This is a genomic window from Geodermatophilus sp. URMC 63, assembly GCF_053502565.1.
Window position 1 is genome coordinate 5,214,018 of the sequence record NZ_CP199956.1, and the last position, 23,920, is coordinate 5,237,937.

The following is a 23,920-nucleotide window of genomic DNA, read 5'->3' on the forward strand; positions in this document are numbered from 1 at the left end:
GGTGCGCACCCGTGGCCTCCCCGCGCGGGAGGCGCCACACGTGCACAGGACCGAGGTCGGACGCCCCGTCACCCGGCGCGGGCGGCGGCCGTCTCGGCGACCAGGCGCTCGAGCAGGTCGGCCGGCAGCGCGGACCCGAAGTCGGCGGCGAAGCGGCGCATCGGCATCGAGCCGATCATCCGCAGCATCACCTCCTGGTCCCCGGGCGAGGCGGCGTCGGCGGGCAGGGCGGCGGTCAGCGCCTCGACCAGTGCCGGCCCGGCGGCCGGGTGGGCGAACCACTCGGCGACCGACGAGTCGAGCGTCAGCACCCGGACCAGGTCGTCGCCGGCGAGCGGCACCCGCTGCTCGACGAGGACGGTCCCGGCGTCGGCGCAGACCTGCACCGCGTAGTCACCGGGCGCCACCACCCAGCCGGACTCGACGACGTCCCAGTAGGCGAACGCCCGCCGGTCCAGCTCCAGCGTGACCTGACGGCTCTCCCTGGGCCCGAGCGCCACCTTGGTGAACGCGCGCAGCTCCCGCAGCGGGCGGCGCACCGGGCCGGCCGTCGTCGACACGTACACCTGGACGACGTGCCGCCCGGCCCGGTCGCCGGTGTTGGCCACCGTGACCGAGACGGTGGCCGTGTCGCGGCCGGTGACCTCGACGCGCAGGTCCGACGTGGCGAAGCTGGTGTAGGAGAGCCCGTGCCCGAACGGGTACCGCACCGGGCGGCGCTGGGTGACCAGCCCGCGGTAGCCGACCAGCACACCCTCGCCGTAGACGACCCGGCCCTGCTCGCCGGGGAAGGACAGGGAGCTCGGGGAGTCCTCCAGCCGCAGCGGCACCGTCTCGGCCAGGCGGCCCGACGGGTTGGCCAGGCCGTAGAGCAGGTCGGCCAGCGCGCCGCCGCCGGCCTGGCCGAGCAGCGCGCCGTCCAGGACCGCGTCGACGTCGTCGTGCCAGCCCTCCAGCGAGACGACCCCGCCGTGGGAGAGGACGACGACCGTCCGCGGCGCCGCGGCGGCCACGGCGCGGACCAGGTCGACCTGCGCGGCGGGGAGGTCGATCGTCGTCCGGTCGAAGCCCTCGGACTCCTCGGCGTCCCCCAGGCCGACGAAGACGACCGCGACCTCCGCGTCGCGGGCCAGCGCGACCGCCTCGGCCCGCAGCGCCGCGGCGTCGCCGGAGCCGTCGAGGGTGGAGCCGGCGGCGAAGGGGACGTCGCCGTCGGCCAGCGCGCGGACCGCGTCCAGGGCCGCCTCGACCCGGGTGGCGTGGACGTTGGAGCTGCCGCCGCCCTGGAAGCGCGGCGTGCGGGCGAACTCGCCGACGACGGCGACCCGGGTGCCCGGCGCCAGCGGCAGGGTGCCGCGCTCGTTGCGCAGCAGCACCGCGCACTCGGCGGCCAGCTCCCGGGCCAGGGCGTGGTGGCCGGCGGCGTCGAACCCGTCGGCGGGTTCGCCGGCGTAGCGGGCGAGCGCAGCCACCCGGGCGGCGCTCGCGTCGACGAACGCCTCGTCGAGCTCCCCGGCACGCACCGCCTGCACCACCCGGCGGTTGCCGGCGCCGGAGTCGCCGGGCATCTGCAGGTCCAGGCCGGCGGCCAGGGCGGCGACCCGGTCGTCGACGGCGCCCCAGTCGGAGACGACGACGCCCTCGAACCCCCACTGCTCCCGCAGCACCTCGGTGAGCAGCCAGCGGTTCTGGCTGGCGTAGACGCCGTTGACCTTGTTGTAGGCGCACATGACCGTGGCCGGCGCCGCCTCGGTGACCACCCGCTCGAAGGCCGGCAGGTAGACCTCGCGCAGCGTCCGCTCGTCGACCTCGGCGCTGACGCGCATGCGCTCGGTCTCCTGGTTGTTGGCCGCGAAGTGCTTGACCGAGGCGCCGGCGCCCTGCGCCTGCTGGCCGCGGACGTGCGCGGCGCCCAGGACGCCGGACAGCAGCGGGTCCTCGGAGTAGTACTCGAAGTTCCGCCCGCCCAGCGGCGAGCGCTTGATGTTCACGCCCGGCCCGAGGACGACGTGCACGCCCAGGGCGTGGGCCTCGCGGCCGATCGCCGCCCCGATCCGCTCGGCCACCGTGGGGTCCCAGCTGTTGCCCACGGCGACCGCCGGGGGGAAGCAGGTCGCCGGGACGTTGCGGGTGATGCCCAGGCCGCCGAAGTCGCCCTCCTGGCGGCGCACCCCGTGCGGCCCGTCGGTGAGCACCACCGACGGCAGGCCGGCCTCCTCGACCGGCGGGGTGGACCAGAAGTCCTGGCCGGACAGCAGGGTCGCCTTCTGCTCGAGGGTCAGCCCGTCGAGGGTCGGGTCGGTGGTCACGCGAGCTCCTGGGGTCGTCGGCGCCGGTGTGGGCACGAGCGCACCACGAGCGAGCCGCGGGTGCACCACCCCGCCGGAGCGGGCCGGCTCGGTGACCCCGCCGCCGGCGCACCGACCTCCGCTCAGACGCCGAGCCGCGGGTCGACGTGGATCTCGGGTCCGCCTCCGCTGCTCTCCGGGCTTCCCGGCGAGCACGGTGCCGACCTGGGCGAGACCGACGGTGGCGGCGACCAGCGGCCGGGGGTCGACGGCGCCGGTCCGGTAGGCGGCGATCGTGGGTGCCGGACCCGGGGACGCCGAGAGGACCCCGACCGCGGTGACGTCCGCGAGCAGCAGCGTCCGGGTGTCGACGGTGCTCGGCGTGCCGGCGATGCCGGAGCGGACGACGCAGCCGCCGGGCTCCACCAGGTCCAGGGCCAGCGCCGGGTGACCCGGCCGCACCACTCATGACCGGGCCGCAGCGGGTACGCGGAGTGCCCGGTCCGCAGGTGGGAGAGCGCGCCGGTGAACAGCTCGACGTCGGTGCTGCAGACGCCGACCCGCTCGACGTCGACGACCACCTCGCCCGGGACGGCGGTCGGGGCGGGCACCTCCTCCACCGCACACCGCCCCGGCCCGGAGAGCACGACCGCGCGCATCGTCCTCGACACAGCGCCAGGATGGCGGGCGTGACCCTGCGCAGCGCGGCCTGGTACTCCGGAGACGTCCGCAACGCCTACATCCACCGGGCGTGGATGCGCCGCGGCCTCCCGGACGACGCGTTCGGCCGCCCGCAGATCGCGATCGCGAACACCGCCTCCGACCTCGTGCCGTGCAACCGCCACCTCTCCGAGGTCGCGGCCGCGGTGCGCGACGGCGTCCACGCCGCCGGCGGCACCCCGCTGGAGCTGCCGGTGTTCGGCCTGGGCGAGACACAGGTCCGGCCCACGGCGATGCTCTGGCGCAACCTGGCCGCGATGCAGATGGAGGAGGCCTTCCGGGCCAACCCGGTCGACGGGCTGGTGCTGCTCGGCGGGTGCGACAAGACGATCCCGTCACTGCTCATGGCCGCCGCCTCGGTCGACCTGCCCGCCGTCGTCGTCCCCGGCGGCCCCATGCTGACCGGCACCTTCCGCGGGGTGCCCCTGGGGTGCGGCACCGACGTCTTCCGGCTGTCGGAGGAGGTCCGCGCCGGCACCCTGTCCGCGGAGGAGTTCGCCCGCTCGGAGTCGGCGATGATCCGCAGCCGCGGGCACTGCAACACGATGGGCACCGCCTCGACCATGGCGGTCGTCGCCGAGGCGCTGGGCACCGTCGTCCCCGGGGTCGCCGGCACCCCGGCCGCGGACAGCCGGCTGCTGGAGGCCGCGCACGGCACCGGCCGGCTGGCCGTGGAGATGGTCGCCGCCGACCGCCGGCCCTCGACGTTCCTCACGAAGGCGTCCTTCGCCAACGCCATCGTGGCGCTGGCCGCCGTCGGCGGGTCGACGAACGCCGTCGTCCACCTGCTGGCCGTCGCCGGGCGGCTGGGGATCGACCTCACGCTCGACGACTTCGACCGCATCGGGTCGGGCGTGCCGGTGCTCGTCGACCTGCTCCCGGCGGGGCGGTTCCTCATGGAGGACCTCCACCGCGCCGGCGGCCTGCTCGCCGTGCTGGGCCAGGTCCGCGACCTGCTCGACCCGACCGCGCTCACCGTCACCGGCGCGCCGCTGGTCGACGCCCTCGACGACGCCGCGGTCTGGGACCCGGAGGTCATCCGGCCGCGCGGGGAGCCGCTGGTCGAGCACGGCGGCATCGCCGTGCTGCGCGGCAACCTCGCCCCCGACGGCGCGGTGGTCAAGCCGGCCGCGGCCTCACCGCACCTGATGCGGCACCGCGGCCGAGCGGTGGTCTTCGACTCCATCGAGGACTTCCGCGCCCGCGTCGACGACCCCGACCTCGACGTCGACGCCGACTCCGTGCTCGTCCTGCGCGGCTGCGGCCCGAAGGGCTACCCCGGCATGCCCGAGGTCTCCAACATGCCGCTGCCGAGGAAGCTGCTCGAGCGGGGCGTGCGCGACATGGTGCGGGTCTGCGACGGGAGGATGAGCGGCACCGCGTACGGCACCGTCGTCCTGCACGTGGCGCCGGAGGCGGCCGCCGGCGGCCCGCTGGCCCGGGTGCGCACCGGCGACGTCATCACGCTCGACGTCGCCGCCCGGCGGATCGACGTCGAGGTCCCGGACGACGAGCTGGCCGCCCGCCCGCCGAGCGAGGCGACCGTCGCCGGCTTCGCCGCCCCCCGGCGTGGCTGGGAGCGGCTCTACGTCGACCACGTGCTGCAGGCCGACACCGGCGCGGACCTCGACTTCCTCGTCGGCTCGAGCGGGTCGGCGGTCAGCCGCGAGTCCCACTGAGCTCCGTCAGCTGCCCACCCGGGTGAGCACCGACGTGCCGAAGCGCTCCGCGGCCGCCCGCTTGTAGCCCGCGGGGAAGTCGGCGGACGCGCCGCGATCGATCGCGGCGAGCCGCACCTGGGCGTCCGCGTCGCCGCCGGCGGCCGCGACGCACAGCTCGGGAGCGACGTTCGCGGCCGCCACCAGCGCGCCGGCGGCCCCGATCGCGCCGCTCAGCCCGACCAGGGTCGCCGCCCCCGTGTAGAGGTCGCCGAGGAAGACGTCGCGCTCGTGCAGCAGCCGGCCGGCGTCCCCCGAGGAGTCCTTGAGCCCGGACACCGGCAGGTCGGGCAGCAGGTCGACGGGGATCCCGGGCGCGGAGGCCCCCGGGAAGTGGTACGCCAGCAGCGGCCCGGGAGCGGCCTTGGCGACCGCCTCGTAGTACGGGCGCGGATCGGCGACCCCGGGCGGCGAGAGAGCCAGGACGGCGTCCGCGCCCGCGGCGGAGGCGCGCTCGGTCAGCTCCGCCGCCTGCCGGCCGGTGGGTGCGCCGGTGCCGGCGAGCACGGGCACCTCCGCCGGCAGCGCCGCCCGCACCGTGCCGACGAGCGCGTCCCGCTCCTCGGCGGTGAGGGCAGCCGCCTCCCCCGTCGTCCCGGCCACGAGCACGCACCGGACGCCGAGGCCGACCAGCTGCGCCGCCAGGTCGGCGGTGGCCGGCGCGTCTAACGCGCCGTCCTCGCGGAAGAGGGTGACCAGGGCGACGCCGACGCCGGTGAACAAGGCCATGCCCGCATCCTCCTCCTGAGGACGCCGCCCGGCCCGGCTCGAGGCCTCCGCCGGCCCCGCCCGATCGGGCCGTCAGCACGGGGGGGCCCGGAGTCGCGGTCGGAGGGCCACGATCAGGTGACCTGATCATCGCGCGTCCTCCCTCACCGCCCACCGTGAGGGAGGACGCGCCGCGGTGAGGGAGGACGCGATTCCGGCATCAGCTCCCCGGGGAGACCTCCGGCTGCGGCTCCTCCGTCCCCGGCAGCGCGTCCGCGGCCCCCGGCTGCGACTCGCCCGTCCCCGGCAGCGCGTCCGCGGCCCCCGGCTGCGACTCGCCCGTCCCCGGCAGCGCGTCCGCGGCCTCCCGCTGCGGCTCGTCGTCATCGGGCGGCCGGGGGTCCTCGACCTGCGGGTGCGGGTCGTCCCCGCGGTCGCGTGCGCGGCCGGCGCCGGGCAGTCCCGACACCACCTGGTGCAGGTCGTCGATCAGCTCGAGCAGCGCGTGCAGGTCCGTCGGCACCCGCCCCAGGTCGGCGGTGCTCGGCAGGTGACCCGACTCCAGCCCCCGCAACAGCCGCGGCACCTGGTCGGCGAGGACGGCCAGGTTCGCGGTCCGGTCCTCGGTGAGCAGCGTGGGCAGCCGGTCGAGCAGCGTGGCCAGCGCGCGGGAGACGTCGTCGGTCACCACCCGGTCGAGCCGGGCGAGCAGGCCCAGGGCGGCCGCCGCCTCCCCTCCCCCGAGGACCTCCTCGGTGCGGTCGAGGTGCTCGTCGGACAGCAACCGGTCGAGTCGGCCGCTGATCCGGGCGAGGCGCCCGTCCTGCAGCACCCCGTCGGCACGCTCCACCAGGCGCGGCACACGGCCGTCGGCGAGCAGGGCGTCGAGCCGGCCGAGCAGCGGGAGCACCCGCTCGTCGGCCGCCAGGTCGAGCAGCGCGCGGACCCGCCGGTCGGCGGCCAGGTCGAGGGCCTGCTGCACCCGGTCACCGGTGAGGATGCCCAGGGTCCGGTCGATCCGGTCGTCGGTCACGACGTCGAGGGCCAGCCCGAGCCGCTCGTCGGCGGCCAGGGCCAGCGCCCGGCCGATCCGCTCGTCCGCGACCAGGTCGAGCAACCGGCCGACCCGCTCGTCGGCGGCCAGGTGGAGGGCGACCCCCACCCGGTCGTCCGCGGCCAGCTCCAGGGCCCGCTCCGCGCGGGGGTCCGCGAGCAGGTCCAGCGCCCGCTGCAGGCGCTCGTCGGCCACCAGGTCCAGCGCGCGGTCCAGCCGAGTCAGCAGGTCGGTCGACAGCACCCGGTCCAGCGCCTCACCCAGCCGGGGCAGCCGGTCGGAGGACAGCAGCCCGTCGAGCGCGTCGAGCGCCCGCGGCACGACGTCGGCCCGCGACCGCAGGGTGTCCACCGTCCGGGTCACCGCCTCCACGCGGTCCGGTGCCAGCGCCGACCCCAGCCGGTCCACGACCGCGCCCAGGGTCGCCACGCGCTCGGGGGTCACCGCGTCGGCGACCCGCCGCACCACCGCCGTGGCGGCGTCCACGACCTCGGGGGCCGCCGCCGCGGCGCGGGTCACCGCGGGCGCCGCACCGTCGAGCAGGGCCCGGGTCCGGCGCAGGACGTCGTCGGCGAGCGGCAGGAGCCCCTCGGCGCGCGGCAGCGCCGCGCCCAGCGTGCGGACGGACTCCGCGAGCGTCCAGGGCAGGTCGAGGAGGTCCGAGGGACCGGGCAGGCGCACGGGCCCTGGCTACCCGCGTACCCGCCCGCGACTCACCGGTTCCAGGACACCCGGTCCTCGGCGGCGTCCCAGGCGGTCTCCGACCCCGCCCGCGGCAGGTACAGCTGGGCGTCCTGGGTGGTGCGCAGCAGCGCCCGCAGCTCCGGCAGCCCGCCCGACAGCACACCGAGGCCGCGGGCCTGGACGAGGACGTTGCCCAGCGCGGCCGCCTCCACCGGGCCGGCCAGCACCGGCAGGCCGCACGCGTCGGCGGTCAGCTGGCACAGCAGGGTGTTGCGTGCTCCCCCACCGACCAGGTGCACGATCTCGACCGCGCGCCCCGAGAGCTCCACCGCCCGCCGGACGGTGCGCCGGTAGGCCAGCGCCAGGCTGTCGAGGATGCAGCGCACCGTCTCGGCCTGGCCCTGCGGCGGCGTCTGACCGCTGCGGGTGCAGGCCTGCGCGATCCGCGCCGGCACGTCGCCGGGCGGGAGGAACACCGGGTCGTCGGGGTCGACGAGCGCGGTGAAGGCCGGCACCTGCGCCGCGGCGGCGAGCAAGTCGGGCAGGTCCGCCGGCAGGCCGTGCGCGGCCCACGTCCGCTGCGACTCCTGCAGCAGCCACAGCCCCATCACGTTGCGCAGGTAGCGCACCGTGCCGTCGACGCCGAGCTCGTTGGTGAACCCGGCCGCGCGGCTGGCCTCGGTGAGCACCGGCTTCTCCAGCTCGACGCCGACCAGCGACCACGTGCCGCAGGAGACGTAGGCGAACCGGTCGGTGGCCGCCGGGACGCCGACCACCGCCGAGGCCGTGTCGTGCGAGCCGACCGCGAGCACCGGCACCGGCCCGGCCAGCCCGGTCTCCTCCAGCACCGCGCCGGTGAGCTCACCGAGGCGGTCGCCCGGCTGGCGCAGCGGCGGCAGCAGGCCCCGGTCCAGCCCCAGCCGGTCGACCAGGTGCCCGGCCCACTCGCGGGTGGTCGCGTCGAGCAGCCCGGTGGTCGAGGCGTTGGTGACCTCCGCCCCGACCGCGCCGGTGAGCCAGTAGGCCAGCAGGTCCGGGACCAGCAGCGCCCGGCGCGCCGCGGCGAACCGCGCCGTGCCCCGCATCGCGGCGAACTGGAAGACGGTGTTGAACGGCAGGTGCTGCAGGCCGTTGACGGCGTAGAGCTCCTCGGGCGGGACGACGGCGTGTACCGCCGGCACCGCGGCGGCGTGCCGGGCGTCGCGGTAGTGAACCGGGTTGCCCAGCAACTCGCCGTCGGCGTCGAGCAGGCCGACGTCCACGGCCCAGCTGTCGATGCCGACGCCGTCGACCCGCCCGGCCTCCCGGCCGGCGGCGCGCAGGCCGTCGAGGACCCCGGCGTACAGGCCGAGGACGTCCCAGTGCAGGGTCCCCGCCGTCCGCACCGGCCGGTTGGGGAACCGGTGCACCTCGGTGAGGTCCAGCCGCTCCGGGCCGACCCGCGCGGCCATCACCCGGCCGCTGGAGGCCCCCAGGTCGACCGCCGCGAGGGTCAGCTCCCCGCTCATGGCTCGACTCCGGCTCGCCCCGCTCCTCGCTCGTTCCTCGCTGCGATGCTCACTCGCTCGTCGTCTTCGTGCGTCATCGCAGGAACGCCGCCGCGACGCCGGAGTCGACGGGCACGTGCAGCCCCGTCGTCCGGGTGAGGTCGCCGCCGGTGAGGGCGAAGACGGCGTCGGCGACGTGGTCGGGCAGCACCTCGCGCTTGAGCAGGGTCCGCTGGGCGTAGAACTGGCCCAGCTCCTCCTCCGGCACCCCGTAGACCGCGGCCCGCTTGGCGCCCCAGCCGCCGGCGAAGATGCCCGACCCGCGGACGACGCCGTCGGGGTTGATGCCGTTGACCCGGATCTGGTGCTCGCCGAGCTCGGCGGCCAGCAGCCGCACCTGGTGGGCCTGGTCGGCCTTGGTCGAGGAGTAGGCGATGTTGCTCGGGCCGGCGAAGACCGCGTTCTTCGAGGAGATGTAGACGACGTCGCCGCCCATGCCCTGCTCGATCATGATCCGGGCGGCCTCGCGGGAGACGAGGAAGCTGCCCTTGGCCATGACGTCGTGCTGCAGGTCCCAGTCGGCCTCGGTGGTCTCCAGCAGCGGCTTGGAGATGGACAGGCCGGCGTTGTTGACCACCAGGTCGACCCCGCCGAAGGCCAGCACCGCTGACCGGAACGCCGCGGCCACGGCCTCGGCGTCGGAGACGTCCGCGGCGACGCCGACGGCGACGTCGCTGCTCCCGATCTCCTCCGCGGCGGCCTGCGCCTTGGCCGGGTCCAGGTCGGCGACGACGACGCAGGCGCCCTCGCGGGCCAGCCGCTGGGCGATGGCCTTGCCGATGCCCGACGCCGCACCGGTGACCAGGGCGACCCGGGTGGCCAGTGGCTTGGGCTCCGGCATCCGCGCGAGCTTGGCCTCCTCGAGCGCCCAGTACTCGATGCGGAACTTCTCGCTCTCGTCGATCGGCGCGTAGGTGCTGACCGCCTCGGCGCCGCGCATCACGTTGATGGCGTTGACGTAGAACTCGCCGGCCACGCGCGCGGTCTGCTTGTCGGCACCGAAGCTGAACATGCCGACGCCGGGCACCAGCACGATCGCCGGGTCGGCGCCGCGCATCGCTGGCGAGTCGGGCGTCGCGTGTCGCTGGTAGTAGGCGGTGTACTCGGCGCGGTACTCCTCGTGCAGCTCCCGCAGCCGCGCGACGACGTCCTCGACCGGGGCGGACGCCGGCAGGTCGACCACCAGCGGGCGCACCTTGGTGCGCAGGAAGTGGTCGGGGCAGGAGGTGCCCAGCGCGGCGAGGGGCCCTAGCGCCTCCCGGGACAGGAACTCCAGGACGACGTCGGAGTCGGTGAAGTGCCCGACCTGCGGCTTGTCGGTCGACGCCAGCCCGCGGACCACCGGCGCGAGGGCGGCGGCCCTGGTACGGCGCTCGGCCTCGGGCAGCGGCTCGAAGCCGGGGACGACGGCGCCGAACGGCTCGGGTTTCCCGCGCTCGGCGAGGAACCGCTCCGCGGTCCGGATGATCTCCAGTGAGTTGGCCTCGCACTCCTCGCTGGTGGCGCCCCACGCGGTGACGCCGTGGCCGCCCAGGATGCAGCCGATGGCCTGCGGGTTCTTGTCCTTGATCGCGGCGATGTCCAGGCCCAGCTGGAAGCCGGGACGGCGCCACGGCACCCAGACGACGCGGTCGCCGAAGCACTCGCGGGTCAGCGCCTCACCGTCGGCCGCCGTCGCCAGGGCGATGCCGGAGTCGGGGTGCAGGTGGTCGACGTGCGCGGCCTCGACCAGGCCGTGCATCGCGGTGTCGATCGAGGGTGCGGCGCCGCCGCGGCCGTGCAGGCAGAAGTCGAACGCGGCGACCATCTCGTCCTCGCGGTCGACGCCCGGGTAGACGTCGACCAGCGAGCGCAGCCGGTCCAGCCGCAGCACGGCCAGGCCGGACTCCTGCAGCGTGCCGAGGTCACCGCCGGAGCCCTTGACCCAGACCAGCTCGACCGGCGAGCCGGTCACGGGGTCGGTCTCGGTGCCCTTGGCCGAGGTGTTGCCGCCGGCGTAGTTGGTGTTGCGCGGGTCGGCGCCGAGCCGGTTGCTCCGGCCCAGCAGGTCACTGACGACGGGGTTCGTCACAGGAGGGGTTCCTTCCGGGTTCCTGGACCCGGCGAGATCGCGGGATCTCGCACGGTGGGAGGGGCTGGTGTGGGCGAGATCGCGTGATCTCGCCGAGTCGACGGGGTCGCCTCCCGCGGGCGGGAGGCGGCGGGCTCACGCGCCCCAGGAGGCCTGGGTGCCGCCGACGCGCTCGCGGGCGATGCGCTCCTGGTGGCCGGACCGGGCGTAGGCGGCGTACGGGTCGGGGTCGAGTCCCTGGGACTCGCGCAGCTCGGCGAGCAGCGGGCGGACGTCGGTGCTGAACGCGTCGGTCAGCGCGCCGTGGGCGCCGAGCACGTCACCGGACCGCTGAGCGGCGGCCAGCGCCTCGCGGTCGACCAGCAGCGCCTTGGCCGTGGCCTCCTGCACGTTCACCACCGAGCGGATCTGGCCGGGGATCTTCGGCTCGATGTTGTGGCACTGGTCGAGCATGAAGTTGACGCCCGAGTCCGGCCGGAGCGCGTCGGCGGCCACGATCTCGTTCATGATCCGGAACAGCTGGAACGGATCGGCCGAGCCGACGATGAGGTCGTCGTCGCCGTAGTAGCGGGAGTTGAAGTCGAACGCGCCCAGGCGCCCCACCCGCAGCAGCTGCATGACGATGAACTCGATGTTGGTGCCCGGCGCGTGGTGGCCGGTGTCGAGGACGACGGTGGCCTGGTCGCCGAGGGCCAGGCAGTGCAGCAGCGAGGTGCCCCAGTCGGGGATGTCCATCGCGTAGAAGTAGGGCTCGTAGAACTTGTACTCGAGCAGCAGCCGCATGCCCGGGTCGAGCTGGGCGTAGACCTGCTGCAGGGAGTCGGCGAGCCGGTCCTGGCGGCCGCGCAGGTCGTCCTGGCCGGCGTAGTTGGTGCCGTCGGGCAGCCACAGCTTCAGGTCGGTCGACCCGGTGGCGCGCATGACGTCGATGCACTGGGTGTGGTGGGCGATCGCCTTGCGCCGCACCGCCTCGTCCGGGTGGGTCAGCGACCCGAGCCGGTAGTCGTCGTCCTGGAACAGGTTGGAGTTGATGGCGCCGATCGAGACCCCGAGGTCGGCGGCGTGCGCGGCGAGCTTGCCGAAGTCGTCGACGAGGTCCCACGGGACGTGCAGCGACACCCGCGGCGCGGCGCCGGTGAACCGGTGCACCACCGCTGCGTCCTTGATCTTCTCGAACGGGTCGCGGGCGACCCCGGGCTGGCCGAAGACCTTGAACCGGGTGCCGGAGTTGCCGAACGCCCAGGAGGGCAGCTCGATGGTCTGGTCGGCCAGCGCGGTGAGGGCACGGGCGCGGAGGTCGGTGGTCACGAGGGGTCTCCCGATGGTGCGGTGGTGGACTGGTCGACTGCCGCGAGCTGGGCGTCGAGGTCGAAGACGAGCTCCAGCTCGGCCTTGCCGCGGCCGTCGCCGGTCTCGAAGAAGGGCGCCATCGAGGCCTCCCAGCGGGCGCTCACGTCGGTGGCGTCCACGGCGGCCTGGGCGGCGGTGAGGTCGTCGGTCTCCACGATGCCGACGAGCAGGCCGTCGCCGCGGAGGTGGAGCTGGTAGTCGCGCCAGCCGGCGTCGCGCAGCGCGCGCAGCATGTCCGGCCAGACGGCCGCGTGCCGCTCGCGGTACTCGGCCAGCCGGTCGGGGCGGACCTGGAGGGTGAAGCAGGAGCGGGGCACGCGGGACTCCTCGGGAGGGGGTGCCCCGGTCCCGCGCGGCGGCGGGACCGGGGCGGACGACTCAGAAGTCGAAGTCGTCGATGTTGTCGGCGTCGAACACGGTGGGCTCGCCGAGGACGACGACGCCGTCGGCGCCGATCTCGTACTCGCCGAGGTCACCGGCGGTGAAGGTCTCCCCCTCGGCACCGGTGATCTGCCCGGCGGCCAGCGCAGCACCGGTGTGGGCCGCGAGGTAGCCGAGGTCCTCGGGGTTCCACAGCGCGAACGCGGTGACGGTGCCGTCCTGGACGAACTCGCGCATCTGGTTCGGCGTGCCCAGTCCGGTCAGCGCGACCCGGCCCTTGTACTCCGAGCCCGACAGGTAGCGCGCCGCGGCGGAGATGCCCACGGTGGTCGGGGAGATGATGCCCTCGAGGTCGGGGTAGGTCTGCAGCAGACCCTGGGTCTCCTGGAAGGACTTCTCGTCCTCGTCGTCGCCGTAGACCGTCGTGACGATCTCCATGTCGGGGTGCTTCTCGGCGGCGTAGCTCTGCATGAGCTCGATCCAGGTGTTCTGGTTCGTCGCGTTCGCCGTGGCCGACAGGATGGCGACCTGGCCGGCGCCGCCGATCTGGTCGGCCATGAGGTCGACCTGGGTCTGCGCGATGCCGTCGGCCGTGGCCTGGTTGATGAAGACGTCGCGGCACTCGGGGGCGGTGTCGGAGTCGAAGGTGACGACGCTGGCGCCGCCGCTGCGGGCCTGGTCGAGCGCGCTGCAGATGGCGTTGGGGTCGTTGGCCGAGGTCAGGATGACGTCAGCGCCCTGCTGGGTCAGCGTGTTGATGTAGCTGACCTGCGAGGAGGCGCTGGCCTCCGACGGGCCGACCTGGCTGAACTCGCCGTCGAACTCGCCGACGGCCCGCTCGGAGCCGGTGGCGGCGACGTCGAAGTAGGGGTTGTTGAGCGCCTTGGGCAGGAAGGCGACGGCGAGGTCGGCGGGGATCTCGGCGTCGGGGTCGGCCGAGGCGGACGCGCCGCCGCCGGAGCTGCTGCCCTCGTCCTCGCCGCGGGTGGTGCCGCCGCAGGCGGCGGTGGTGAGGACCAGGGCGGCCACTGCCACGCCGGTCAGGCCACCACGCAGGCGGCGGCCGGTCAGGGATCGCGACATCGGGGTTCCTCTCTGGGTGTGCCGGGGTTGGGCACGGATGGGCGGTGCGGGGAAGTGCGGGGGTCGGCTCAGGGAGCCGGCCGGCGCCGGCGGCGTCCCTCGACGCGGGCGGCGACCTGGGGCGCGACGACGGCGGTGATCAGCAGGACGCCGGTGACGATGTTCAGGACGTCGGAGGGGACGTTGACCAGCTGCAGGGCGTTGCGGACCGAGGCCAGCAGCAGGGCGCCGGCGATGACGCCGAGCAGCCCGCCGCTGCCGCCGAAGATCGACACCCCGCCGAGCAGGATGGCCGCGATGACCTGCAGCTCCAGGCCGGTGGCGTTGTCGGCGCGGGCGCTGCCGTAGCGGAGGGTCCAGTAGACGCCGCCCAGCGCGCTGACCACGCCGGTGGCGACGAACAGCCACAGCTTGGTGCGGGCGACGTCGATGCCGCTGAACCGCGCGGCGTCCTCGCTGTTGCCCATGGCGTAGAGCGACCGGCCGACCGGGGTGGCGTGCAGCACGACGCCGGTGACGACGACCAGCACCAGCAGCGGCACGACGACGGTCGGGATGCCGGTGGAGCCGATCGAGCTGATCGCCCAGGTGGTCCACGCCCGCGGGAAGTCGGCCACCGCCTGGTCGCCGAGGACGACGAAGGCCAGTCCGCGGTAGAGCGCCAGCGTGCCGATGGTGACCGCCAGCGAGGGCAGCCCGAGCCGGGTCACCAGGAACCCGTTGACCGCGCCGAGCACGGCCCCGAGGACGAGCACCAGCGGGACGATGAGCTCCAGCGGCAGCCCGGCGATCCACAGCTGCCCCATCACCGCGCTCGCCAGGCCGACGGTGCTGGCCACCGACAGGTCGATCTCGCCGGTGACCACCACGAGCGTCAGCGGCAGCGCGATCAGCGCGATGACGACGACGTCGAGGAGCAGGAAGCCGGCGTTGCGGCTGGAGGCGAACCCGTCGACCGAGAACGCCGCGACGAGCAGGAACAGCACGAGGAACGTGGTGATGACGCTGCCCGTGGGCAGGGTCGGGCCGCGGCGCGCGGGCGCGGCGGGCGCCGGTGCGGCCGGCGCGGGGGCGGTCTCAACGGTCACGGCGGGCGTTCCTCCCCCGGAGGCGGGCGGCCAGGCGCAGCTGCAGCGCCCGGTCCAGTGCGATGGCGGCGAGGATCAGCGCGCCGACGGCGGCGTCCCGCCAGAACGGGTCCAGGCCCAGCTGGGGCAGCGCGGTGCCGATCGTGGTGAGCAGCAGCGCGCCGAGCGCGGCGCCGTAGACCGAGCCGCTGCCGCCGAAGATGGCGACCCCGCCGACGACCGCGGCGGCGACGACGAACAGCTCCTGGCCGGTGCCGGCGGTGGTGTCCAGCGTCTGGAAGCGGGCGGCGTAGAGGACGCCGGCCAGGCCCGCCAGGGCGCCGTTGACGACGAACGCGGTGAGCACCCGCCGGCCGACCGGGATGCCCGACAGGCGCGCGGCCTCGGGTGCCGAGCCGATGCCGTAGAGCTCGCGGCCACTGCGGAAGGTGCGCAGGTAGTAGCCGACGAGGAGCACCACGACGACGGCGACGAGGAACAGCACCGGGATGCCGAGCAGCCGCGCGGTGCCCAGGGACTTGAACCCGCCCGGCAGGTCGGCGGCGTTGATCTGCAGCCGGTCGGCGCTGGAGGCCCACAGCGAGTCCAGGCCGCGGAAGGCGTAGAGCGTGCCGAGGGTGACCACCAGCGAGGGCACCCCGGCGACGGCGACGATCGCGCCGTTGAGCAGGCCGCACACCGCGCCGACGGCCATGCCCGCCAGCACCACCACGACGATCGGCAGGTTAGGCGCGGTCACCAGCAGCGTGCCGGTGGCGTAGGCCGACAGGCCCAGGACCGACCCGACCGACAGGTCGACGTTGCGGGTGACGACCACCATCGTCTGGCCAGCGGCGAGGACGGTGAGGATCGCCGCCGACAGCAGCAGGTCGCGGACGTTCTGCCCGGACAGGAACCGCGGGTTGGCGACGACGGTGACGACGACGAGGAGCACCAGCGCGGCGACGATGCCGAGCTCGCGGGCGACGACGAGGCGCTGCACGAGCGCGGCGCCGCGCCGGCCATCGCGCTCGGGCGCGGCCAGCTCCTCGGGGAGCGCCTCGGCGGTCCTCGTCAGGGGCGCGCTCACCGGGCGCCTCCCGGGACCGGGGCGCCCTGACCGGTGGCGGCCAGCATCACGCTGTCTTCGTCGGCGCGGGCGCGGGGGATGTCGTCGACGAGGCGGCCCTCGGAGACGACGAGGACGCGGTCGGCCATGCCGAGCACCTCCGGCAGTTCGCTGGACACCATGACGACGGCGAGGCCGTCGGCCGCCAGCTGCGACAGCAGCCGGTGCACCTCGGACTTGGTGCCGACGTCGATGCCGCGGGTGGGCTCGTCGACGATCAGCACCCTCGGCTCGGTCGACAGCCACTTGGCCAGGACGACCTTCTGCTGGTTGCCGCCCGACAGCGTGGACACCGGGTCGGTGAGCCTCCCGGCCTTGACCTGCAGCCGCTTCGACCACTCGGCGGCCTGCGCGCGCTCGGCACGGGAGCGGAGCAGCCCGCCCCTCGCCAGCTGCCAGCGCCGGGTCAGGGTGGCGTTCTTCTCCACCGACAGCTCCATGACCAGGCCCTGCTGGCGCCGGTCCTCCGGCACCAGCGCGATGCCGGCGGCCATCGCCGCGGCCGGGTCGCCCCTCCTCAGCTGCCTGCCCGCGACGCGGACGGTGCCGGCGTCGTAGGGGTCGACGCCGAAGACGGCGCGGACGATCTCGCTGCGCCCGGCACCGACCAGGCCGGCCAGCGCGACGATCTCGCCGGCCCGCACGTCGAAGGAGACGTCGGAGAACACGCCGCGACGGGTCAGACCGCGCACCTCGAGGACGACCTCACCCGGCGTGACGTCGAGCTTGGGGAACAGCGAGGAGACCTCGCGGCCGACCATCCGGCGGACCACCTGGTCCACGGTCAGGTCGCGGGTGAGGTCGGTGGAGACCCACTGCCCGTCGCGCATGACGGTGATCCGGTCGCAGAGGTCGAACACCTCGTCGAAGCGATGGGAGATGAACAGCACCGCGGCACCCGAGGCGCGCAGCGACCGGGCGACGGCGAACAGCCGCTCGACCTCGACGCCGGACAGCGCCGCGGTCGGCTCGTCCATGACCAGCACCCGCGCGTCGAACGACAGCGCCTTGGCGATCTCCACCATCTGCTGGTCGGCGATGGACAGCCCGCGCGCCGGGCGGTCGGGGTCGAGGGCGACGCCGAGCCGGTCGAACAGCGCCCGACAGCGCGCGGCGAGGTCACGGCGGTCGATCCGGCGGCCGGCGCGCAGCGGCTGGCGGCCCATGAAGATGTTCTCCGCGACCGACAGGTCGGGGAACAGCGTGGGCTCCTGGTAGATGACCGCGATGCCGGCGGCCCGCGCGGCGGCGGGGTCGGCGAGGGTGACCGGCTGCCCGTCGAGCAGGACGCGGCCGGTGTCCGGGCCGTGCACCCCGGCGAGGATCTTCACCAGGGTCGACTTGCCGGCCCCGTTCTCGCCGACGAGCGCGTGGGCCTCCCCCGCGCGCAGCTCGAGCTGCGCCCCGCGGAGGGCCGCGACCGCACCGAAGCTCTTGCCGACGTCCTCCAGGGCGAGGACGACCTGCCCGGACGCCGGCGGCGCGGACGGCGCCGAGGCGTGGTCCACGGCGACCACCTCCGTTATGAAACGATTCAGACGAGTTGTGGCGCAGACCATAGGATGGGGTTCCACGACGTGTCAACGTCCCGTCATCACGTGGGGACGGGGGTTTGACACGTTTCAGTTCACAGGCGACGATCGGAACCGGACGGTGTCCCCCGTCACCCCATCCCAGGCCTGCGCGAGGAGATCCCCGTGCCCGCGAGCATCCGCGACGTCGCCGAGCACGCCGGCGTCTCGGTCGGCACGGTCAGCAACGTCCTCAACCGGCCCGAGGTGGTCAGCGGGCCCACCCGTGAGCGGGTGCTCCACGCGATCACCGTCCTCGGCTTCGTGCGCAACGAGTCGGCCCGCCAGCTGCGCGCCGGGCACAGCCGCACCATCGGGCTGGTCGTCCTCGACATCGCCAACCCGTTCTTCACCGACGTCGCCCGCGGCGTGGACGACGTCGTCGACCCGGCGGGCCTGGCGGTGATCCTCTGCAACTCCGACGACCGCCCGGAGAAGGAGGCCGCCCACCTCGACGTGCTCGCCGAGCAGCGGGTGCAGGGCGTGCTCATCACCCCGACCGCGGAGCTGTCCCCGCACCTGGACTCGCTGCGCCGTCGCGGGGTGCCGGTGGTGCTGGTCGACCGGCGCGCGCCCACGGCCGACCAGTGCGCCGTCGCCGTCGACGACGTCCTCGGGGGCCGGCTCGCCGCCGAGCACCTGCTCGAGCGCGGGCACCGGCGGATCGCCTTCATCGGCGGCGCGTCGGGCCTGCCGCAGGTGCAGGAGCGGCACGCCGGCGTCGTCGCCGCCGTCCGCGAGGCCAGCGGGGACGACGACGCGCTGCTGGTCCTCTCCCCCGAGCACCTCACCGTCGACGGCGGCCGCGAGGCCGCCGCCCGCATCGTCGGCCTGCCGGCCGCCCGCCGGCCCACCGCTGCGGTGTGCGCCAACGACCTGCTGGCCCTCGGCGTGCTGCAGGAGATGGTCCGCCAGGGCGTGCGGGTGCCCGAGGACTTCGCGATCGTCGGCTACGACGACATCGACTTCGCCGCGGCCGCCGCGGTGCCGCTGACCTCGGTGCGCAAGCCGCGCCAGGAGCTGGGCCGGCGCGCCGCGGAGCTGCTGCTGGCAGAGTCCCGGGAGGGGCACCGGCACGAGCAGCTGGTCTTCGACCCGGAGCTGGTGGTCCGGGAGTCGAGCATGGTCCGCCGCGACGCCGCGGCCGACCGGGAGGGAGCGGCATGAAGGTCGCGCTGTTCGCGACGTGTCTGGTCGACACGATGGCGCCGCAGGTCGCCCGGGCGACCGCGGCGCTGCTGGAACGGCTCGGTCACGAGGTGGTCGTGCCGGCCGGGCAGGCGTGCTGCGGGCAGATGCACGTCAACACCGGCTACCGGCGCGAGGCGGTGCCGATCGTGGCCAACCACGTGCGCGCCTTCGCCGGCGCCGTGTCATCGGGTGTCGAGGCCGTCGTCGCCCCCTCGGGGTCGTGCGTCGCCTCGATCCACCACCAGCAGGCGATGGTGGCCCGCCGGGCGGGGGACGAGGCGCTCGCCGAGGAGGCCGAGGCGCTGGCCGCGCGCACCTACGAGCTGTCGCAGTTCCTCGTCGACGTCCTCGGCGTCACCGACGTCGGCGCCTACTACCCGCACCGGGTGACCTACCACCCGACCTGCCACTCGCTGCGGCTGCTGGAGGTGGGCGACCGGCCGCTGCGGCTGCTGCGCGCCGTGCGTGGGCTGGAGCTGGTGGAGCTGCCCGGCGCGGAGTCCTGCTGCGGCTTCGGCGGCACGTTCGCGGTGAAGAACGCCGACACCTCGACCGCGATGCTCACCGACAAGATGGCCAACGTGCTGTCCACGCACGCCGAGGTGTGCACGGCCGGCGACGCCTCCTGCCTCATGCACATCGGCGGTGGGCTGTCGCGGCTGCGCTCGGGCACCCGGACGGTGCACCTGGCCGAGATCCTCGCCTCGACGGAGGACGCCGTGACCCCGCACCAGACCACCCGACCGGCGGTGACCGCGTGACCACGACCCCGCAGGACCTGCGCACCGACCAGACCCCGCTGGCCCCGGGGGCCCCGCGGTCGGGGACGACGTTCCTCGGCCTGCCCACCGCGCCCCGCGGCGTGGGGCACCTGCGCGGCGACCGGCCCTTCCCCGACGCCGCCCGCGACGCGCTGCGCGACGGCCAGCTGCGCGCCAACCTCGGCCACGCCACGACGACGATCCGCGGCAAGCGCGCCCGGGTGGTCGCCGAGCTGCCCGACTGGGCGCAGCTGCGCGCGGCCGGCAGCGCGCTCAAGACCGCCACCATGGCCCGCCTCGACGAGCACCTCGAGGAGCTGGAGCGGCAGGTGACCGCCCGCGGCGGCACGGTGCACTGGGCGCGCGACGCCGGCGAGGCCAACCGCATCGTCACCGACCTGGTGCGGGCCACCGGCACCGACGAGGTGGTCAAGGTCAAGTCGATGGCCACCCAGGAGATCGGTCTCAACGAGGCGCTCGAGGCCGCGGGCATCACCGCGCACGAGACCGACCTCGCCGAGCTGATCGTGCAGCTCGGCGACGACATGCCCAGCCACATCCTGGTGCCGGCCATCCACAAGAACCGCGCCGAGATCCGCGAGATCTTCCTGCGCACGATGCCCCAGTTCCAGGGCGAGGGCGCCGACCGCGACCTGCCCGACGAGCCGCGCCGGCTGGCGATGGCCGCCCGCGCGCACCTGCGCGAGCGGTTCCTGCGCGCCCGGGTCGCGATCAGCGGCGCCAACTTCGCCGTCGCCGAGACCGGCACGCTGGCCGTCGTCGAGAGCGAGGGCAACGGGCGGATGTGCCTGACCCTGCCGGAGACGCTGATCACCGTCATGGGCATCGAGAAGCTGGTGCCCACCTGGCGCGACCTCGAGGTGTTCCTCCAGCTGCTCCCCCGCTCCTCCACCGGCGAGCGGATGAACCCCTACACCTCCACGTGGGCCGGGGTGACACCCGGCGACGGGCCGCAGGAGTTCCACCTGGTGCTGCTCGACAACGGCCGGACGGCGGTCCTCGCCGACGAGGTCGGCCGCCAGGCGCTGCACTGCATCCGCTGCTCGGCCTGCCTCAACGTCTGCCCGGTGTACGAGCGCACCGGCGGGCACGCCTACGGCTCGGTGTACCCCGGCCCGATCGGCGCGGTGCTCTCCCCGCAGCTGACCGGCGTCGAGGACAACGCCTCGCTGCCCTACGCCTCCAGCCTGTGCGGCGCCTGCTACGACGTCTGCCCGGTGGCCATCGACATCCCCTCGATCCTGGTGCACCTGCGCGCCGAGCACGTCGAGGCGCAGGAGAAGCCCACCGCCGAGGCCGTGGCGTTCAAGGCGCTGGCGCGGGCGATGTCGCACCCGCGGCTGTGGCGGCTGACCCAGCGGGCCGCGGGCCTGGGCCGGCTGCTCGCCCGCGGGCGGCCGACGCTGCCCGCGGCGCTGCCGCCGCCGGTGTCGGGCTGGACCCGCAGCCGCGACCTGCCCGCCCCGCCGGCGGAGACCTTCACCCAGGCGTGGGCGCGCGAGCACGGGGGCCGGTCGTGACCAGCGCCCGCGAGGAGGTGCTCGGCCGCGTCCGCACCGCGCTGGGCGAGACCCGCGCACCCGTGCCGCAGGTGGCCCGCGACTACCGCGCCACCGACGACCGCCCCGCCGACCTGCTGCTCGACGTGCTCCTCGACCGGCTCGAGGACTACAAGGCCTCGGTGCTGCGCTGCGGCCCCGACGACGTCGCCGCCACGGTGACCGCGGCCCTCGACGCCGGCCTGGGGACCGGGTGGACGCCCGCGTCGGTGGTCGCCGCGCCGGGTCTGGCCGAGGCCTGGCGCCCCGGCGGGCTCGACACCGACGACGACCGGCCGCCGGTGCAGCTCGCCGAGCGCGCCGCCGCGGTCACCGCCGTCGCCGTGGCGATCGCCGAGACCGGCACGCTGGTCCTCGACGGGACGCCGGCGTGCGGACGGCGGGCACTGTCGCTGCTGCCCGACTGCCTGGTCTGCGTGGTGACCGCCGACCAGGTGGTGGGCGGGGTGCCCGAGGGCCTGGCCCGGCTGGACCCGCTGCGCCCCCTGACGATGATCAGCGGGCCGTCGGCCACCAGCGACATCGAGCTGGAGCGGGTGGAGGGCGTGCACGGCCCCCGCACGCTGGTCGTCGTCCTCGTCTCCTGAGGGGCGGCGCCACGATCAGGGGACCTGATCGTGGCGCGTCCTCCCCCACCGTGCGCGGTGAGGGAGGACGCGCTGCGGTGAGGGAGGACGCGCGCCGGGGTCGGCTCAGCGCGGCGTGATCGGCTCGGGGAAGACCGCGCGCACCGCCGCCATGTCGAGGTCGCGGATCGTGGCGATCAGGAGGTCCACCGAGTCGGCGGGCAGCCAGCCGGGCTCGGCGAAGACCAGCACGCCGTCGCGGAAGACCATGAGCGTGGGCGCCGAGCGGACCCCCACCTCGGCGGCCAGCCCCGGCTCGGCCCCGGTGTCGACGGACGCGAACGTCAGGTCGGGGTACCGCCCCGCCGCGGCGTCGAACACCGCGCTGAACGCGCGGCTCGACCCCGACCGGGCCGTGCGGAAGTCGACCAGCACGATGCCCGGCGCGTGCACCGCGGCCGCGAAGTCGGCCGCGGAGAGGGCGACGGTCACCCGCCCAGTGTGCTCGCCGTGCGGCCGGTCGGCGACGAGCAGGTCGATGGGCGACGAGCAGGTCAGCGGGCGACGAGCAGGTCAGCGGGCGGCGAGCAGGTCAGCGGGCGGTGAGGTAGGCGACGACGAGGTCGCCGAGCATCCGGCGCTGCTGGTCGCGCCGCTGCGGGTCGAGCATGTCCCGGCCGAAGAGGGCGCGCCAGGTGTAGCGGTTCGCCGTCCGGTAGATGCAGAAGCCGCTGATCACCTGGTGCACGTCCAGCGCCTCCACGTCGTCCCGGAAGACGCCGGCCTCCCGGCCGCGGGCGAGGATGCGGCCGAGGACCTCCAGCGCCCGGGTGTTGAGGTTGGACAGCCGCTCGGAGCGGGCGACGTGCTCGGCGCGGTGGATGTTCTCGATGCTCACCAGCCGGATGAAGTCCGGGTGCGCCTCGTGGTGGTCGAAGGTCAGCCCGGCCAGCGCGCGGATGGCCTCGACCGGGTCCAGGTGCTCGACGTCGAGCTGCTGCTCGAGGCCGCGGATCCGGCCGTAGGACCGCTCCAGGACGGCGACGTAGAGCTGCTCCTTGCCGCCGAAGTAGTAGTAGATCATCCGCTTGGTCGTGCTCGTCTTGGCGGCGATCTCGTTGACCCGCGCTCCGGCGTAGCCGCGGTCGGCGAACTCCTTGGTGGCCACGTCGAGGATCTCGGCCCGGGTCCGCTCGGCGTCCCGCTGCCGGGGCGGCCCGGGCACCGGCTCGACCGGGGGGACGGGCGCGACCGGGGGAACGGACCCCAGGGGGGCGTCGGGCTCGTCGGGCAGCGGCTGGACGGCGGACGACACGGCGGCGGACCTCTTCACCTCGGCGGACCGACCTCGAGCCTAGGACGGGACCGTCCGGTTCCGGGCAGGTCCACCGGCCGGCCCGTGCGGGCCGACTCCACGACCGCCTCGAGCACCCGCAGCGTGGCCAGCCCGTCGCGCCCGCCGCAGAGCGGCTCGGCCTCCCCGCGCACGACCGCGGCGAAGTGCTCGATCTGGGCCGCCAGCGGGTCGCGGCGCCCGACCGCGACGGTGGAGCTCTCGAACGGCTCCCACCACGAGGGCGGGCCGGCGTGGGTCCGCAGCCGCATGGTGGGCACCGACAGCGACCCGGCGGTGCCGGCGAGGTGGTAGCAGTCCTCGTCCGGGTGGGTCGGGTAGCTCGCGTCCTCACCCGAGGTCTGCTCCCACGAGCGGGGCGAGGCGGCCGCGTCGGAGAGCAGGAAGGAGCCCAGTGCCCCGCCGGCGAAGGTGAGGACCACCGCGGCCGTGTCCTCCACCGGGAAGCCGCGGACGGCGTTCGACGTCGTGGCCTGCACCCGGACGACCTCGCCGACCAGCCACCGCAGGCAGTCCACCTCGTGCACCAGGTTGAGCAGCACCGGGCCGCCGCCGGGCTGCCGCCGCCAGCCCCCGCTGACGTCGAAGTAGGCGTCGGGCTTGGCGAACAGCGCCGTCCCGACGACGGCGACGACGCGGCCGAGGACGCCGCCGGCCACCACCTCCCGGGCCCTGGCCAGGATCGGGCTGTGCCGGCGGTGGTGCCCCACGAGCAGGGGGACGCCGGCCGCCTCGGCCGCCTCCACCAGCCGGGTGGCGGCCTCCACCGTGTCGGCCAGGGGCTTCTCCACCAGCACCGGGACGCCGGCGGCGACGCACGCCAGTCCGCCCTCGACGTGCAGCCGGTTCGGTGTGGCGAGGACGACGCCGTCGGGCCGGTCCCGCTCAAGGAGCCCGGCCAGCGAGCGGTACCGCGGGACCCCGTGCTCCTCGGCCACCGCGTCCGTGGCCGGCGCGGGGCCGACGACCGCGGCCAGCCGCGTCGAGGAGCCGGCGGCGATCTCCTCGACGTGACGCCGGCCGATCCTGCCGACGCCGGCCACGGCGATCCGCACGGCCGGTTCCCCGGTCACGTCGCCTCCCTGGTGTCGAAGCGG

General features: G+C 75.2%; 21 protein-coding genes. 6 read left to right on the forward strand and 15 right to left on the reverse strand.

Annotated features, from left to right (window positions below):
* Positions 1 to 68: 68 nt before the first annotated feature.
* Together ACWIZO_RS25290 and ACWIZO_RS25295 are read right to left on the reverse strand one after the other, a co-directional pair.
* On the reverse strand, positions 69 to 2,504 hold the full coding sequence (locus ACWIZO_RS25290; protein ID WP_448640331.1) for a glycoside hydrolase family 3 C-terminal domain-containing protein: 2,436 nt from the start codon (positions 2,502 to 2,504) through the stop codon (positions 69 to 71).
* The gene (locus ACWIZO_RS25295) at positions 2,432 to 2,869 is read right to left on the reverse strand and encodes an alcohol dehydrogenase catalytic domain-containing protein (RefSeq protein WP_448643005.1); all 438 of its coding nucleotides are present in this window, start codon (positions 2,867 to 2,869) and stop codon (positions 2,432 to 2,434) included. The genes ACWIZO_RS25290 and ACWIZO_RS25295 overlap by 73 nt, the downstream gene beginning before the upstream one ends.
* Here ACWIZO_RS25295 and ACWIZO_RS25300 point away from each other — a divergent pair.
* The gene (locus ACWIZO_RS25300) at positions 2,814 to 2,981 is read left to right on the forward strand and encodes a hypothetical protein (RefSeq protein WP_448643017.1); all 168 of its coding nucleotides are present in this window, start codon (positions 2,814 to 2,816) and stop codon (positions 2,979 to 2,981) included. The two genes, ACWIZO_RS25295 and ACWIZO_RS25300, sit on opposite strands and share 56 nt — an antisense overlap.
* Positions 2,969 to 4,687 carry a dihydroxy-acid dehydratase gene (locus tag ACWIZO_RS25305; protein ID WP_448640332.1) on the forward strand — a complete coding sequence of 573 codons (1,719 nt, stop codon included), beginning with the start codon at positions 2,969 to 2,971 and terminating at the stop codon, positions 4,685 to 4,687. The genes ACWIZO_RS25300 and ACWIZO_RS25305 overlap by 13 nt, the downstream gene beginning before the upstream one ends.
* Positions 4,688 to 4,693: 6 nt before the next feature.
* Here ACWIZO_RS25305 and ACWIZO_RS25310 read toward each other — a convergent pair whose 3' ends face one another.
* The 10 genes from ACWIZO_RS25310 to ACWIZO_RS25355 form a co-directional block, all read right to left on the reverse strand.
* A complete protein-coding gene (locus ACWIZO_RS25310; RefSeq protein ID WP_448640333.1) occupies positions 4,694 to 5,455 on the reverse strand; it encodes a dihydrodipicolinate synthase family protein in 762 nt (253 codons plus the stop codon).
* A 199-nt stretch (positions 5,456 to 5,654) separates the two neighbouring features.
* Positions 5,655 to 7,169, reverse strand: a complete 1,515-nt coding sequence (locus tag ACWIZO_RS25315) for a hypothetical protein (RefSeq protein ID WP_448640334.1) — start codon at positions 7,167 to 7,169, stop codon at positions 5,655 to 5,657.
* A 32-nt stretch (positions 7,170 to 7,201) separates the two neighbouring features.
* On the reverse strand, positions 7,202 to 8,680 hold the full coding sequence (locus tag ACWIZO_RS25320; protein ID WP_448640335.1) for a rhamnulokinase: 1,479 nt from the start codon (positions 8,678 to 8,680) through the stop codon (positions 7,202 to 7,204).
* A gap of 73 nt (positions 8,681 to 8,753) precedes the next feature.
* Entirely contained in the window at positions 8,754 to 10,790 is a 2,037-nt protein-coding gene (locus tag ACWIZO_RS25325) for a bifunctional aldolase/short-chain dehydrogenase (RefSeq protein WP_448640336.1), read from the reverse strand.
* A gap of 135 nt (positions 10,791 to 10,925) precedes the next feature.
* Positions 10,926 to 12,098, reverse strand: a complete 1,173-nt coding sequence (gene rhaI, locus ACWIZO_RS25330; protein ID WP_448640337.1) for an L-rhamnose isomerase — start codon at positions 12,096 to 12,098, stop codon at positions 10,926 to 10,928.
* The gene (locus tag ACWIZO_RS25335) at positions 12,095 to 12,457 is read right to left on the reverse strand and encodes an L-rhamnose mutarotase (protein WP_448640338.1); all 363 of its coding nucleotides are present in this window, start codon (positions 12,455 to 12,457) and stop codon (positions 12,095 to 12,097) included. The genes rhaI and ACWIZO_RS25335 overlap by 4 nt, the downstream gene beginning before the upstream one ends.
* Positions 12,458 to 12,518: 61 nt before the next feature.
* The gene (gene rhaS / locus ACWIZO_RS25340; RefSeq protein WP_448640339.1) at positions 12,519 to 13,604 is read right to left on the reverse strand and encodes a rhamnose ABC transporter substrate-binding protein; all 1,086 of its coding nucleotides are present in this window, start codon (positions 13,602 to 13,604) and stop codon (positions 12,519 to 12,521) included.
* Positions 13,605 to 13,672: 68 nt separating this feature from the next.
* Positions 13,673 to 14,692, reverse strand: a complete 1,020-nt coding sequence (locus tag ACWIZO_RS25345; RefSeq protein WP_448640340.1) for an ABC transporter permease — start codon at positions 14,690 to 14,692, stop codon at positions 13,673 to 13,675.
* Positions 14,682 to 15,761 (reverse strand): ABC transporter permease, encoded by a 1,080-nt coding sequence (locus ACWIZO_RS25350; RefSeq protein WP_448640341.1) that lies wholly within the window; start codon positions 15,759 to 15,761, stop codon positions 14,682 to 14,684. Before ACWIZO_RS25350 ends, ACWIZO_RS25345 begins: the two co-directional genes overlap by 11 nt.
* A complete protein-coding gene (locus ACWIZO_RS25355) occupies positions 15,758 to 17,308 on the reverse strand; it encodes a sugar ABC transporter ATP-binding protein (RefSeq protein WP_448640342.1) in 1,551 nt (516 codons plus the stop codon). Before ACWIZO_RS25355 ends, ACWIZO_RS25350 begins: the two co-directional genes overlap by 4 nt.
* Positions 17,309 to 17,497: 189 nt before the next feature.
* On the opposite strand from ACWIZO_RS25355, the gene ACWIZO_RS25360 reads away from it, so the two are divergent.
* From ACWIZO_RS25360 to ACWIZO_RS25375, 4 genes are read left to right on the forward strand one after another with little or no spacing between them, the layout of a single operon-like run.
* Positions 17,498 to 18,538, forward strand: a complete 1,041-nt coding sequence (locus tag ACWIZO_RS25360) for a LacI family DNA-binding transcriptional regulator (RefSeq protein WP_448640343.1) — start codon at positions 17,498 to 17,500, stop codon at positions 18,536 to 18,538.
* Positions 18,535 to 19,323, forward strand: coding sequence for a (Fe-S)-binding protein (locus tag ACWIZO_RS25365; RefSeq protein WP_448640344.1), 789 nt, complete (start codon positions 18,535 to 18,537; stop codon positions 19,321 to 19,323). The genes ACWIZO_RS25360 and ACWIZO_RS25365 overlap by 4 nt, the downstream gene beginning before the upstream one ends.
* Complete coding sequence (locus ACWIZO_RS25370) at positions 19,320 to 20,864, forward strand: LutB/LldF family L-lactate oxidation iron-sulfur protein (RefSeq protein ID WP_448640345.1); 1,545 nt, start codon at positions 19,320 to 19,322, stop codon at positions 20,862 to 20,864. The genes ACWIZO_RS25365 and ACWIZO_RS25370 overlap by 4 nt, the downstream gene beginning before the upstream one ends.
* Positions 20,861 to 21,490 carry a LutC/YkgG family protein gene (locus tag ACWIZO_RS25375; RefSeq protein ID WP_448640346.1) on the forward strand — a complete coding sequence of 210 codons (630 nt, stop codon included), beginning with the start codon at positions 20,861 to 20,863 and terminating at the stop codon, positions 21,488 to 21,490. The genes ACWIZO_RS25370 and ACWIZO_RS25375 overlap by 4 nt, the downstream gene beginning before the upstream one ends.
* A gap of 105 nt (positions 21,491 to 21,595) precedes the next feature.
* Here the strand turns inward: ACWIZO_RS25375 and ACWIZO_RS25380 are convergent, their stop codons facing one another.
* From ACWIZO_RS25380 to ACWIZO_RS25390, 3 genes are all read right to left on the reverse strand, one after another.
* Positions 21,596 to 21,961 (reverse strand): thioredoxin family protein, encoded by a 366-nt coding sequence (locus ACWIZO_RS25380; RefSeq protein ID WP_448640347.1) that lies wholly within the window; start codon positions 21,959 to 21,961, stop codon positions 21,596 to 21,598.
* A gap of 100 nt (positions 21,962 to 22,061) precedes the next feature.
* On the reverse strand, positions 22,062 to 22,784 hold the full coding sequence (locus ACWIZO_RS25385) for a TetR/AcrR family transcriptional regulator (protein ID WP_448640348.1): 723 nt from the start codon (positions 22,782 to 22,784) through the stop codon (positions 22,062 to 22,064).
* A gap of 14 nt (positions 22,785 to 22,798) precedes the next feature.
* The gene (locus ACWIZO_RS25390) at positions 22,799 to 23,896 is read right to left on the reverse strand and encodes a Gfo/Idh/MocA family protein (protein WP_448640349.1); all 1,098 of its coding nucleotides are present in this window, start codon (positions 23,894 to 23,896) and stop codon (positions 22,799 to 22,801) included.
* Positions 23,897 to 23,920: the final 24 nt, after the last annotated feature.